This is a genomic window from Arthrobacter sp. FB24 (assembly GCF_000196235.1).
Lineage (GTDB): Bacteria > Actinomycetota > Actinomycetes > Actinomycetales > Micrococcaceae > Arthrobacter.
Window position 1 is genome coordinate 4,260,867 of the sequence record NC_008541.1, and the last position, 12,300, is coordinate 4,273,166.

12 protein-coding genes are annotated in these 12,300 nt (G+C 68.2%); 6 read left to right on the forward strand and 6 right to left on the reverse strand.

Features of this window, described 5'->3' with window-relative positions:
- Window positions 1-32: 32 nt before the first annotated feature.
- Together ARTH_RS19140 and ARTH_RS19145 are read left to right on the forward strand one after the other, a co-directional pair.
- Complete coding sequence (locus ARTH_RS19140) at window positions 33-1,340, forward strand: MFS transporter (RefSeq protein WP_011693604.1); 1,308 nt, start codon at window positions 33-35, stop codon at window positions 1,338-1,340.
- Window positions 1,341-1,681: 341 nt separating this feature from the next.
- Window positions 1,682-2,872 (forward strand): ABC transporter substrate-binding protein, encoded by a 1,191-nt coding sequence (locus tag ARTH_RS19145; RefSeq protein WP_011693605.1) that lies wholly within the window; start codon window positions 1,682-1,684, stop codon window positions 2,870-2,872.
- Window positions 2,873-2,925: 53 nt separating this feature from the next.
- Here ARTH_RS19145 and ARTH_RS19150 read toward each other — a convergent pair whose 3' ends face one another.
- Window positions 2,926-4,260: an MFS transporter gene (locus ARTH_RS19150; RefSeq protein ID WP_011693606.1), complete on the reverse strand. Its 1,335-nt coding sequence runs from the start codon at window positions 4,258-4,260 to the stop codon at window positions 2,926-2,928.
- 122 nt (window positions 4,261-4,382) lie between these two features.
- Between ARTH_RS19150 and ARTH_RS19155 the strand changes: the two genes are divergently transcribed.
- Window positions 4,383-4,823 carry a hypothetical protein gene (locus ARTH_RS19155; RefSeq protein ID WP_043430092.1) on the forward strand — a complete coding sequence of 147 codons (441 nt, stop codon included), beginning with the start codon at window positions 4,383-4,385 and terminating at the stop codon, window positions 4,821-4,823.
- Between the two features lie 83 nt (window positions 4,824-4,906).
- The gene (gene trmB / locus ARTH_RS19160) at window positions 4,907-5,866 is read left to right on the forward strand and encodes a tRNA (guanosine(46)-N7)-methyltransferase TrmB (RefSeq protein WP_011693607.1); all 960 of its coding nucleotides are present in this window, start codon (window positions 4,907-4,909) and stop codon (window positions 5,864-5,866) included.
- Between the two features lie 157 nt (window positions 5,867-6,023).
- Here the strand turns inward: trmB and ARTH_RS19165 are convergent, their stop codons facing one another.
- Both ARTH_RS19165 and ARTH_RS19170 read right to left on the reverse strand, forming a co-directional pair.
- The gene (locus tag ARTH_RS19165; protein WP_011693608.1) at window positions 6,024-6,470 is read right to left on the reverse strand and encodes a hypothetical protein; all 447 of its coding nucleotides are present in this window, start codon (window positions 6,468-6,470) and stop codon (window positions 6,024-6,026) included.
- A gap of 57 nt (window positions 6,471-6,527) precedes the next feature.
- On the reverse strand, window positions 6,528-8,105 hold the full coding sequence (locus ARTH_RS19170) for a hypothetical protein (RefSeq protein ID WP_043430094.1): 1,578 nt from the start codon (window positions 8,103-8,105) through the stop codon (window positions 6,528-6,530).
- Between the two features lie 183 nt (window positions 8,106-8,288).
- On the opposite strand from ARTH_RS19170, the gene ARTH_RS19175 reads away from it, so the two are divergent.
- Together ARTH_RS19175 and ARTH_RS19180 are read left to right on the forward strand one after the other, a co-directional pair.
- Window positions 8,289-9,179: a DUF1206 domain-containing protein gene (locus ARTH_RS19175; RefSeq protein ID WP_011693610.1), complete on the forward strand. Its 891-nt coding sequence runs from the start codon at window positions 8,289-8,291 to the stop codon at window positions 9,177-9,179.
- Between the two features lie 36 nt (window positions 9,180-9,215).
- The gene (locus ARTH_RS19180) at window positions 9,216-9,695 is read left to right on the forward strand and encodes an SRPBCC family protein (RefSeq protein WP_011693611.1); all 480 of its coding nucleotides are present in this window, start codon (window positions 9,216-9,218) and stop codon (window positions 9,693-9,695) included.
- Here ARTH_RS19180 and ARTH_RS19185 read toward each other — a convergent pair.
- Genes ARTH_RS19185 through ARTH_RS19195 form a run of 3 tightly spaced genes read right to left on the reverse strand, consistent with a single transcriptional unit; the run spans window position 9,692 to window position 12,100 of the window.
- Window positions 9,692-10,864: a pyridoxal phosphate-dependent aminotransferase gene (locus tag ARTH_RS19185; RefSeq protein ID WP_011693612.1), complete on the reverse strand. Its 1,173-nt coding sequence runs from the start codon at window positions 10,862-10,864 to the stop codon at window positions 9,692-9,694. The two genes, ARTH_RS19180 and ARTH_RS19185, sit on opposite strands and share 4 nt — an antisense overlap.
- A gap of 31 nt (window positions 10,865-10,895) precedes the next feature.
- Window positions 10,896-11,603 carry an anti-sigma factor family protein gene (locus ARTH_RS19190; protein WP_011693613.1) on the reverse strand — a complete coding sequence of 236 codons (708 nt, stop codon included), beginning with the start codon at window positions 11,601-11,603 and terminating at the stop codon, window positions 10,896-10,898.
- Complete coding sequence (locus ARTH_RS19195; RefSeq protein WP_011693614.1) at window positions 11,600-12,100, reverse strand: sigma-70 family RNA polymerase sigma factor; 501 nt, start codon at window positions 12,098-12,100, stop codon at window positions 11,600-11,602. The genes ARTH_RS19190 and ARTH_RS19195 overlap by 4 nt, the downstream gene beginning before the upstream one ends.
- Window positions 12,101-12,300: the final 200 nt, after the last annotated feature.

Sequence of the window (12,300 nt, forward strand, 5' to 3'; positions counted from 1 at the left end):
CGACTAAGGGGCTCGAACCCTTAAGGATCAGCATGAACGCAGAGGAACGGCCGGAAAGCCGGGAGCTGGACGAGGCAACACCGGGCCACGCCGCCACCCCGGTCCAGGCCGCCCCGCACGATCGCAGACTGCAACGCCGCGTGGTCTCCGTCCTGGTCGGCGGCCAGATCCTCGGCGGCATCGGCATGGGCGCGACGCTTTCCCTGGGTTCCCTGCTGGCAGCCCAGCTCTCCGGATCCAACGCGTGGTCCGGAATGGCCGCCACGATGAGCACCCTCGGCGCTGCCCTCGCTGCTGTCCCCCTGGCCCGGCTTGCCCAAGCCCGGGGGCGCCGGGTCTCGCTGTCCACGGGCGCCCTCATTGCCGGGGCCGGGGCCATCGTGGCCATCACCTCAACCGCCCTTGCCGTCTTTCCGCTGCTCCTGCTGGGCCTGATGCTCCTCGGAGCGGGCTCCGCCGTGAACCTGCAGGCACGTTTCGCTGCGACCGACCTTTCGCTCCCCGGGTCGCGCGGCCGGGATCTCTCCATCGTGGTCTGGTCCACAACAATCGGAGCCGTTCTGGGCCCGAACCTTTTCGGCCCCGGCGAGGTGGTGGGCGCCGCGCTCGGCCTGCCACCGCTGACTGGCGCTTTCGCGTTCTCCGTGGCCGCCCAGCTTGCCACCGCCGTCGTCTATGCAACCGGCCTGCGGCCGGACCCGCTTCTCACCGCGATGGCCTCCCGCGTCCCCGATCTCACAGCACCCCGGCCCCAGAGCGGCCTGCGGATCCTGCGGAGCAACGCCAAGGCGCGGTACGCGGTGGCCGCCGTCGCCCTCAGCCACGCCACCATGGTGGCGCTCATGTCCATGACGCCCGTTCACCTGCGCGACCACGGGGCCAGCCTCACAGTGGTGGGCCTGACGATCAGCCTCCACATCGCCGGCATGTACGGGTTGTCCCCCGTCTTCGGCTGGATGGCGGACAAAGCGGGGCGGCTGCGCACCATCCTGCTGGGCCAGGCCATGCTGTTGTCCTCGCTGGTACTGGCCGGATTTGCGTCCGATTCGGGCCCGGCCGTGACCGCAAGTTTGATCCTGCTGGGGCTTGGCTGGTCCGCCTCGGTGGTTGCCGGGTCCGCTCTGGTGGCCGAATCGGCGCAGGTGCAGGACCGGCCGGCCATCCAGGGCGTTTCGGACCTGAGCATGAACGCGGCTGCGGCTACCGGCGGTGCGCTGGCCGGCCCGGTGCTGGCCGCCGTCGGCTATTCCGGGCTTGGTCTGATCTCCATCGCGCTGGTGGTCACCGTGATCATCTGGACTGCGCTGCAGCCGCGGTCCGGAGCCACCGGACTGAACTGACGACAACGGCGGCAGTTACCTCACGTGACGCTCCGTTACCTTCCGGACGCGCCACTCGGCCGCTCCGGGCTTCCCCGATGACGCTTTGAGTCACCGCGTGAACGCCGGTGAACGCGCGCGTCGCGGACCGTTGATAGTGCCACGCGCCAAACCGTAATCTCGGTCCAAGCGCTGGCACCGGGGCACCGGGGACGCTCCACAAGAGCAGCAGGCCCAGCCACTGACCAACGATGGAGGGCGGCAGAGATGCCGCCTCGAGCCTCCGTCCCTTCGACCTCCATCCCCGACTGTTGTCCGGCGGCAGCCCTGTGCGGGCAGGCCGCATTCGTGAAGGAATCCCCATGTCATCGCATCAGAACCCAGAAGGATCCACCCGCATCGTGGCGGGCCAAAGCAGCAAAGTCCAAAACTCCGCAGCAAAGCGCAAACGCGCCCTCGGAATCGGCATCGCGGCCGGGCTCGTCGCCCTGATCGCCGGCGGCGCGGCAGTGGCGTCGAACCTCGCCCGCAGCACCGAATCACAGCCGGCCGCAGCAGCTGCCACCGGCACGCCTGCCGCGGAGTTGAAGCTTGGCTTCTTCGGCAACGTCACGCACGCCCCGGCGCTGGTGGGGGTGAAGGAAGGTTTCATTGCCGGGAGCCTGGGCGGGACGAAGCTGAGCACGCAGGTGTTCAATTCCGGTCCGGCCGCGATCGAGGCGCTGAACGCCGGCGCGATCGACGCCACGTATATCGGCCCGAACCCGGCGATCAACTCCTTCGTGAAGAGCCGGGGCGAGTCAGTGAGCATCATTGCCGGCGCCGCGGCGGGCGGCGCCCAGCTGGTGGTGAAGCCGGAGATCGGCTCGGCCGCGGATCTGAGGGGCAAGACCCTGTCTACGCCGCAGCTGGGCGGGACCCAGGACGTGGCGCTGCGCGCCTGGCTCGCCGGGCAGGGGTACAAGACGAACACGGACGGCAGCGGGGATGTGGCGATCAACCCGACCGAGAACGCGCAGACGCTGAAGCTGTTCCAGGACGGCAAGCTCGACGGCGCGTGGCTGCCGGAACCGTGGGCGTCCCGGCTGGTGCTGCAGGCCGGCGCGAAGGTCCTGGTGGACGAGAAGGATTTGTGGGACGGGTCGCTGACGGGCAAGCCAGGCGAGTTCCCCACCACCATCCTGATCGTGAACAAGAAGTTCGCCGCTGACCACCCGGACACCGTCAAGGCCCTGCTGAAGGGCCACGCCGAGTCCGTGGCCTGGCTCAACTCCGCGGCCGCCGCCGAGAAGTCCACTGTCATCAATGCCGCCCTCAAGGAAGCGTCCGGCGCCGAGCTGAAAGCCGACGTCATTGAACGGTCCCTGAAGAACATCGTCTTCACCGTGGATCCGCTGGCCGGAACCTACAAAAAGCTGCTTGAGGACGGGGTGAAGGCCGGCACCACCAAGCAGGCGGACATCACCGGCATCTTCGACCTCACCGCCCTGAACAGCGTCACCGCCGAAACAGGCGGCAGTAAGGTCTCCGCCGCCGGACTCGGCACGGACTGAGACGCCGACGCCGCAGGGGCTGAGGGGGCGGCGGAGGCCGCCCCCTCAGCCGCTTAACCCCCGATGAAACGGTTGCGCCCGGCGCGGAAACCGAACACCGCGGCGAGCGCCCCCACCACCAGGAACAGCACACCTGCCGCGGCGAAGGATCCCGTGGCCTGATGCAGCTGCCCCACCATCAGAGTGCCTGTGGAGCCGACGCCGTAGCCCACACCTTGCATCATGCCGGACAGGTGGGCTGCCGTGTGCCCGTCACGGGTGCGCAGCATGATCATGGTCAGCGCCACCGCGGTCAGGCTGCCCTGCCCGAGGCCCAGCAGCCCGGTCCACACCCAAATGAAGTCCAGCGGCCCGAAAATGCTCAGCGCGAACCCGCCGCCGGTCATCAGCGCCACCACCGTGTTGATGGACCGCTGGTCGCGGAACCGCGCGGCCAGCGCCGGGGCGAACAGCGAACCAAGCATCTGCAGCACGATGGACGCGGAGACGATCAGCCCGGCCGTCCCGCCGTCCACTCCGCGCTCACGCAGGATGGGTGCCAGCCAGGCGAACACGCTGAAGGACATCATGGCCTGCAGCACCATGAAGATGGTCACCTGCCAGGCGACCGCCGAGCGCCACACGTTCACGCCGTCGGCAACGGCCTGGTGCCGCGGGTGCCGCTGCCGAAGGGCCATCGGAAGGAACAACAGAAGGACGACGGCGGCGGGCAGCGCCCAGAACCACAGCGCCGCCGTCCACTCCCCCGATGCGCTGAACACGGGGTAGGTGAACCCCGCGCCCAGCGCGGCCGAGGCGCAGATCGCGGTGGTGTAGAGCCCGCCCATCAGCCCCAGCCGGTGCGGGAAGTCACGTTTCACCAGGCCTGGCAGCAGCACGTTGCATAAGGCGATCGCGGCGCCACAGGCCGCTGTTCCGGCCAGCAGCGCGGGCAGGTGGCCGGCGCCCGGCAGCTCGACGGGGCGCAGCAGCAGCCCGCCGGTGAGCACGCCCATCGCCCCCAGCAGCACCCGCTCCGCACCGAAACGCCGGGCAAGGACCGGCGCCAGCGGGGCGAAGACCCCCAGCAGGGTCACGGGCACGGTGGTAAGGACCACCACCGCCCAGCCCGGCAGCCCGGCGTCTGCCGTTACTTCGGGCAGTACTGCGGAGAAGCTGGAGAAGACGGTGCGGAGGTTCAGCCCGATCAGGACCAGGCACACGCCCAGGTAGGCCAAGGCACGGCGGCTGCCCACCCGGGTGGGTTCGGCAGCGGGCAATTCATCGATTTCGGCGTCCACCAGCGTGCCCGGGTTTCCGCGCGGGTCCCGGCCCGGAGCTTTGGTTTTCACGGCTGGGTTCCTGGCTTGGTTTTCGGCTTCGTTCGCGGCTTCGGTCACGCGCCCCATTCTTGCAGGAGTTATCCACATAGCGGCGAATCCCGGCAGCGGCCCCGCCCTGCCGTCCATAGTCTGGACTGACCAACCCCGGGGCGCCACAGGGCATCCCCCTACAGGACCAAGGAGAGCCAATGAACCCACCGGAACCGCACGTCTTACCCGCAGTGTCATCGCTCGTGCCGCCAGGCCACGAGCCGCCGCCGGCCACCGCACCGTCCGTCCAGCTGCGGCGCGCCAGTGATGGCGGGGCGGGTATCGCCAGCCTGGTCATCAGTGTCGCTGCTTCTATGAGTCTGATCGTGACCGTGCCCTTGAGCCTCATGGCCGCGCTGTTGACCCGGCCCGACACCGGCCGCGGCCAGCGGGACTGGGTTGCACCGCTGGTCCTCTGGAGCCTGCCAGTGGTTCTGGGCCTTCTGGCCCTATCTCTTGGCATCGCCGCAGTCCGACGCTCCTCCCCGGGGTCAAACAATTGGACTGCCGCCATCGCCGGCTTGTGGATCTCCGGGCTGCATGCGGCCGCTGCCCTGACGCTCGTGCTCGCGAAGGGGGATTTGATGATCTTGTTCTGAAGCGCTCCCGCGCCAGCATGCCCTGGCTGCCAGTCTTGGGACGTCACAACTCCAAGCGGGTGATCTCAACTATTCTGGAAAGGATGAGTGAATCCCCAGAAACCCCCGAGCCGTCCCCTGCCCAGTCGCCGGAGGCCGCTCCGGAGCAGCCGCAGGCAGCGCGCCCGGTGACTCCCGGCAGCCAGGCTTCGTTCGGCACCTACGGCGGCCGGCCGGTCAGCTTCGTGCGCCGCGGAACCCGATTGCAGGGCCGCCGCCAGCAGGCCTGGGAGGAGCACTCGGACCGCTGGGCGGTGGACGTCCCGCGGCACATCGCCAACACCTCGGTGCACCCGGACTACGTGTTCGACGCCGAAGCGGAGTTCGGCCGCTCGGCGCCCCTGATCGTGGAGATCGGTTCGGGCCTCGGCGATGCCGTCTGCCACGCCGCGGAGGAGAACCCGGACTGGGACTTCCTGGCCGTGGAGGTTTACACCCCCGGCCTCGCGAACACGGTGATCAAGATCAACAGCCGCAAACTCAGCAACGTGCGCGTCGTGGAGGCCAACGCCCCGGAAGTCCTGGCCACCATGCTGCCGGCAGGGTCCGTGAGCGAGGTCTGGGTCTTCTTCCCCGACCCCTGGCACAAGTCGCGCCACCACAAGCGCCGGCTCATCCAGCCCGAGTTCGCCGCGCTCGTTGCCGCCGCCCTGAAGCCGGGCGGCCTGTTCCGCGTGGCCACCGACTGGTCCAACTACGCCGTCCACGTCCGCGACGTCATGGCCGGCTCGGCCGATTTCGTCAACCTGCACGACGGCGAACGCAGGGGTCCCGAAAGCCCGCTCACCCAGGTGTGGCAGTCCGGCGTCGAATCCCTGGTGGGCGGCGCGCCCGTCAAGGAGGGCCGTGCCCCGGTAAGCACCGAACACACCGGACCCAACGAGGGCGTGGACGAAACCGGGGGCTGGGCGCCACGCTTCGAGGGCCGCATACGGACAAGCTTCGAAAACAAGGCCCATGAGGCAGGCCGCCTCATCTTCGATCTCTGCTACCGGCGGCTATGAGGCACCATGGCCTCCGCACAGCCCTCCACCCCGCAACGCCCCTCCGCTGGTTCCCGCGGGCCGGCAGCCGACATCAGCAGCCTGGCGTCTGCCGCGCTGGCACCGTTTGGGGCCGTCTTCGGCCTGTCTACGTTCTCTTCGGGTAGGTAGGCGCCGGTCAGCTCACCTTGATGGCGCCCACCACTTCCTTGAGGAGGCCGATCCGCGGCTCGATCTGGGGGTCAACATAGGGCCAGATCACCACGACGCCGATGAACCGTTCCTTTTCCCACACCCCCACCGTGGCGGCCGCCTTCGCGTCGCCCCGTTTGTCGTCATAGCCGACGACGACGGCGTAGGCGGCTTTGCCGGGAAGGTTCAGTTCGCCCTCGGTCAGCAGGTTGCCGCCGCGCTCATCAAGGTAGTGGGCCGACATCAGGTGCGCCCAGCCGTTGGCCTCAGCCGGGCCTTCCACGGAGGTGTCATCCTTGATGACGGTGACGAGGACGTCTCCCAGCAGCCCGTACTGTTCGGTGTTGGGGCCGGCGGTGGAGTCGTCCAGGACCAGGGTGTGCTCGGGGAAGTCCGCGGTGAAACCGAGCGGGGATTCGATGTGAACTGTCATGGCTGGTGGTTGCTCCTTCAGCGGTAACTCGGTGTATATGGGGCGGCGGCGGCGAAACTACAGCCGGGAGAGCTTGGTGTCGTTCGGGACCTTCTGGTACGTGCTGACGTTCGTGCTGACCTGGTTTTCGGTGCTGACCTTGACCTCGCCTGCCTTGACGTCGAACCCGGCCTCGTTGGACGCAGTGACCACGCTGTTCACCTGTACCGTAGCCGAGCCCGCCTCGTAGAGCTTCGCGGCGTCCCGGGCAGCTGCGGCGTCGTTCCCGAGCGCCACGTTCTTCATGTAGCTGTCGATCACGGCGCTGTTTTCCGGCGTGTAGTCGATGTCGATCTTGACGGTGCCCTGGGTGCCCGCCGTCACGCTGGACTCGACGTTGCCGGCCTTGACGTCCATACCCTCCTTGACGCCCTGCGCCACGGTACCTTCCATGGACAGGGACACCGAACTGAGGTTGTTGTCCTTGTCCATGTTCAGTTCCAGGCCACCCTTGCCCGAAGCCTCGAACGTCCGCCCGTCCAGGTCCAGGTTGCCCTTCGCGGAGACTTCCACGCTCCCCTTGGACGTCCCGTCGCTGAGGTTCTTTTCATAGGCCAGTTCCAGCTTCGCGGAGGCGGCGGCATCAGCCGAATCGGCACCGGCTTCAAAGCTCAGCGATCCCTTGGCCTTGTCCTCGTGTCCGTTGGAGCCGTTGTCCGAGGCGGCCTCGTCCAGGGTGTCCAGGATGTAGTCGGGCGCGTTGCCGGCCACGTCCTTGATGTCACCCGCACTGTCCGGCGGGAGGTCGGCGTACATCTGGTTCCGCGCCGCCATGGCTTCTTCAATGCTGCCGAACGTGTATTCGCGGGCCACCTCGCCCGTCAGGGTGGCCCCGGCGGTCCCGGAAGCGTCGTTCACGCCCAGGCCCATGTTGCCGTAGACCTTCACGGTGGCCGAGCCGTCCGCGTTTTCCACCACTTCGGTGCCCACTTCGGCGCCGCCGTGGACCCACAGGACACGGGCTTCGATGGAGGCCTTGCCCGTCTCCGTGTAGACCGGGATGTCTTCCTTGGCCAGCTCCAGCAGGTGCTGCCGGGCGAGGTCCTGCGCTGCTTCCGGGATTCCGCCGTCCATGGCCATCAGGTCCTTGGCCAGCGGACCGTCCGGGCCTTCGCCCTCGATCAGGTACTTCTTGTCGGCGGCCGAGAGACCGTCCCACCACTTGGCCTGTTCCTCCGGGCTGGCCCCGGCCATCGTGTCCAGCTGGCCCTGAAGCTCGGCCCGGTGTTCCGCCGCCTCGCGGGCAGCCTCAAGCTTTTCCTGCGCCCAGTTCTTTATCTGGTCGAACAGGCCCTTCAGCCCGCCCGGGCCTGCGCTGGTGGCGCCCGTGCCGGCCGCCGAGGACTTTTCCTGCTCCGCGGCGTTCTGGAGCAGGACTTTAGAGTTCTGCCGGAGGCTTGCAACCACCCGTTCGATGCTGGGACGGTGGCTGCCCGTCCACTCCTGCCGGAAACGCTCGCCGTCGCCGCCTTTCCAGGGGGCGGCAAGGATCTGGCTCTGCAGCGAGGACGCCCTGGTGCTGAGCAGTGAAGCTGCTTTGTCTGCGGCCTTGGCCAAGGCGCGAAGCTGACTGACGTCAGCACCGTAAAAAGTCATGATGTCTCCCCAGAGAATGATGCAGTTGCGAGGTGGTGGCTGGTCCATATCGTGCCATGTTGCCCCCGGGGGTGCCATGGGCATCACTACCCATGGCACCCCCGCGAGCAGCCTGAGTCCGTCCGCCGCCACCCTGCCGCGGTGCATAACCGCCGTCGGCGAGCTGTTCCGGAGCCGGTTCCCGTGGCACGATTGGCCTTTAACACCGCCTGCGGGACAGCCCCGCGGCCACGAGAACTGCACGAGGGTCCGGACATCAAAAGAGAACTGAGAGAAGCCGCCGGGACGGCTGAGGAAGTCACCAACTCACGGCCGCTGGAGCTCATGGCCCGTGCCGGGTTCGCAGTGAGCGGCATCCTGCATTTTTTGGTGGGCGCCATCGCCATCCGCCTGGCCATGGGGGGCGAAGGCAAAGCTGACGTCAGCGGCGCCGTGCAGGAGCTAGCCGGCCAGCCCGCCGGACCCATCCTGCTGTGGAGCAGCTTCGCCGCCTGCGTGGCGCTCGCCATCTGGCAGACCAGCGATGCGATCTTCGACTTCAGCCACCTGCCGAAGCGCGAAAAGATCGGCAAGAAGCTCAAGGCGGCGGGCCAGGCCGTGGTCTTTGCCGCTTTCGCCGTCACGCTGGCCTCGTTCGCCATCGGCACCGGGAGGGACAACAGCCAGTCCACCAGCGATTTCACCATCGCGCTGATGAAGGCCCCTGGCGGCGTTGCGCTGCTGATCGTCATCGGCGCCGCGGTGGCCGTCACGGGGATCGTGTACGGGATCCGCGGCGTCCGGAAGTCGTTCGAAAAGAACCTCAGGATGCCTGCCCCGGGCACCACCCGAACCGCGGTGACGGTCCTGGGCGTGGTGGGATACGTCGCGAAGGGCTTCGCACTGCTGCTGGTAGGCCTGCTGATTGTCATTGCCACCATCCGGTCGCACCCGGAGGAATCCACCGGGCTCGACGGCGGGTTGAAGGCGCTGCGGGACCAGCCGTTCGGGCTGTACCTGCTGGCCGCTGCCGGCATCGGCCTGATCTGCTACGGCGTGTACTCGATGATGCGGGCAAAGCTGGCGAAGATGTAGGCCGCGTGCGGACACCCGCCCGGCTAGGGTGGACGCATGCCCCAGGTACGCGCCGAACGATTCATCCGACTCGACCCTGAGACCGCTTTTGCGTTCTCCCAGACCACCGGCGAGTTCCGGCTGAAGTGGGATCCGTTCATTTCAGCTCAGGGCTGGCTGGACGGCGCCCGGGCGGCCGGCAAGGGTGTCCGAACGCGGACGGTCTCGAAAATGGGTCTGGTGATGGTGAGCCAATACGTCTCCTACGCACCGCCCCGGAACGTGGGCATGACTATGGTGTCCGGGCCGTGGTTTTTCGCCAACTTTGGCGGCGGCTGGCGTTTCACCCCGGCCGACGGCGGCACCCGGGCTGTCTGGAAGTACACCTTTTCCTGCCGGCCGGCGTGGTTGCGGCCCGTGGCGGAGCGGATCGGCAGCTGGCTGCTGGGCCGTGAGATCGAAAAGCGCATCGGGGCTTTCGCCCGGGCGTGCGAGGACCCGCAGCTCGTGGCGGAGTTCCGCGCCCTGCGGTCCTAGGGCCGCCCGCCCTCGAGGGCGGCCCGGACACGCGCACCGATGCCGCGCAGCCGCTCGACCGGTTCGGTGGCGTAGACCAGCCGTACGTACCGGGGAGCCACGTCCTGGCCCCACGCCGTCATGGGGGTCGCGGCGATGCGGCCCGCCACCAGGAGCCGCCGGGACAGCTCCGGCGCCCGCATCCCCAGTGCCTCGGCATCCAGCAACAGCGACCAGCCGCCCTCAGGCACCACAACGGGCAGCCCGGCCAACTCCGCGGTCACCAGGTCCCGGCGCGACTGCCACTCGCGCACGGCACCGGTGATCCCGTCGTCGCTGTTGGTCAGTGCGGCGAGGACCCCGGCCTGGTTGAAGCCGCTGGCCACGGCAGTGTTGTAGATCGCGGCGAGGGCCACGTCTCCCATCACCTCCGGGGGTCCGGCCACCCAGCCGACGCGCCAGCCGATCATGCGGTAATTCTTGGAGACTCCGCCCATGGTGATGGTGTGCGGGGCCAGTTCCGGAAACGACGCCGGATGACGGTACGGCAGGCCGTCGAACAGGATCCGGTCCATGGCGGCGTCATATAGCAGCCAGCAGTCCGCGTGCAGGCAGGCATCACGGACTGCGCCCCATTCGGCGTCGTTGAGCACGTGGCCGGTGGGCATGGCGGGGCTCATTAACAGGATGGCCCGGGTGCGCGCGGAAACCGCCGCGGCGAGCCTCACCGGGTCCAGGCGCCAGCGCCCGCCGGAGACCATCAGCGGAACGAACACCGGGATGGCCCCTGCAAGCCGGACCCTGTTGATCATGCCCGCATAGGTGGGATCCGTGAGGATCACTTCGTCGCCGTGGTCCACGGTTGCCAGGAGAACGCTGAGCATTCCGGCGAGAGCGCCGCCGGTGATCACCACCTCGGAACGGGGATCGTAGGAAAGCCCGGTCTGCTGCCGGAGCCGGTGCGCCACGGCCTGGCGGAGGGCCAGCGTGCCGGTGAAGGGGAGCCAGCTGTTGGCTGCCTTGTTTCCCACAGCCTCGCGGGTGGCGATGATGGCCGACGGCGGCGGCGCGATGTCCGTGTCCAGGTTCTCCATCCGGAGCACGTCGGGATCACCACCGACGGCGGCTGCCACCTTGTCGATGCCAAAGGGCTGAATCCGGGCAAAACGCCCGGTCCTGCCGCGGACCATGTGCCCAGCGTCCCACCGGGCGCGGTGCGCGTCAATGGGCCCCCGACGAGCCGTCCACCATGGAAATGACAGCCACTGTCTGCTGGCCTTCGTTGCGCAGTTCCACACTGCTGATCCGGCTGATCTGGGTGGGCGTTGCCCCGGTGATCCTGGACCTGCCACCGGGCGTCGCGGACCAGCTGCACGCCCGGTCCTCTGTGCCGTCCTGGCCCTTGACCCACAGGGACAAGGTGCCCTGGGTGGGCAGGCTGGTCCCGGAAAACGAGACCTCGGTCCCCCACGCCTTCTTGATCAGGGCAAGCTGGACCTGAAGGCCGCCCGGGGCTTCCACCGAGTAGCTGGCGTCCGGCCGGGGCGGCTGGTTGAACAGCGGAGCGGCCAGCACCCCCACCGCCAGGCACGCGGCGGCCACCGCCCCGACAAAAGCCGCCCACCGCCGTCGTGATTTCCTCCGCCGTACTGCCAGTTCGTCCAGCAGGGCGGCGGGTTCCGCCGCGGAAGCCACTACCCCCAACGCAGTGGCTTCCGGGGCTGCCGCTGCGGGCGCCGGCCCGGCCAGGGCGACGGCGTCCGCAACAGGGAGGGCGTCCAGAAGCGCCGGCAGGCTGGCAAGTTCGTCCAGCTCCCGCCGGCAGTCCGGGCACCCCGCCAGATGCTGCTCGAACCGCGACACGTCAGCCTGCTCCAGGCCGCCCAGCAGGTAGGCTCCCAGCAATTGGTGCACGTCCGCGCTGCTCACCGTTGCACCCCCATTTCGTCAAGGATGGTCCGCAGCGCCCGCACCGCATAGAACGCGCGGGACTTCACCGTCCCGGCGGGAATACTCAGCTCCAAGGCCGTTTCCGCGACAGTGCAGCGGCGGTAGTGCAGTGCCACCAGGACGTCCCGGTGTTCGGCGCTGAGACGCAGCAAGGCTTCCTCCATCAGTACGCGGTTGAGCAGTTCGTCAACGCGTTCACTGGCTTCCGCGGGGTCTGCCACATCCCGTTCGGCCGCTTCGAGGGGACGGCGCTGGGCCTTGCGGTAGTTATCGATCATGATGTTCCGGGCGGTGCGGAAAAGGTAGCTCCGCAGGCTGCCGGTAATCTCCGGGGCCTGCTGCCAGACCCGGAGGACGGTTTCCTGGACAACGTCCTCAGCCAGTTGCGGATCGCGGCAGGCGCTCAGTACAAAGCGCCGCAGCGCCGGGCCGTGCTCCCGGTAAATCGCTGCCACCACATCTTCATCGAGCGGCATCCCCGCCCCTCCCGCTGTGCTGATGGTGCCCTGCATTATCTGTGATGCCTCATGGTGCCGCGGCCGGCCGGACGCCCGCCGTTCCCCAGTTATGACGCCGCCCGGCCCGAAACGGTTCACCGCCGAGTGCGGTCCACGGAGGCGCCGCACTGAACGATTCTGCTTGTGAACCATTCTGTTCCCTGACACGTCATACCGGA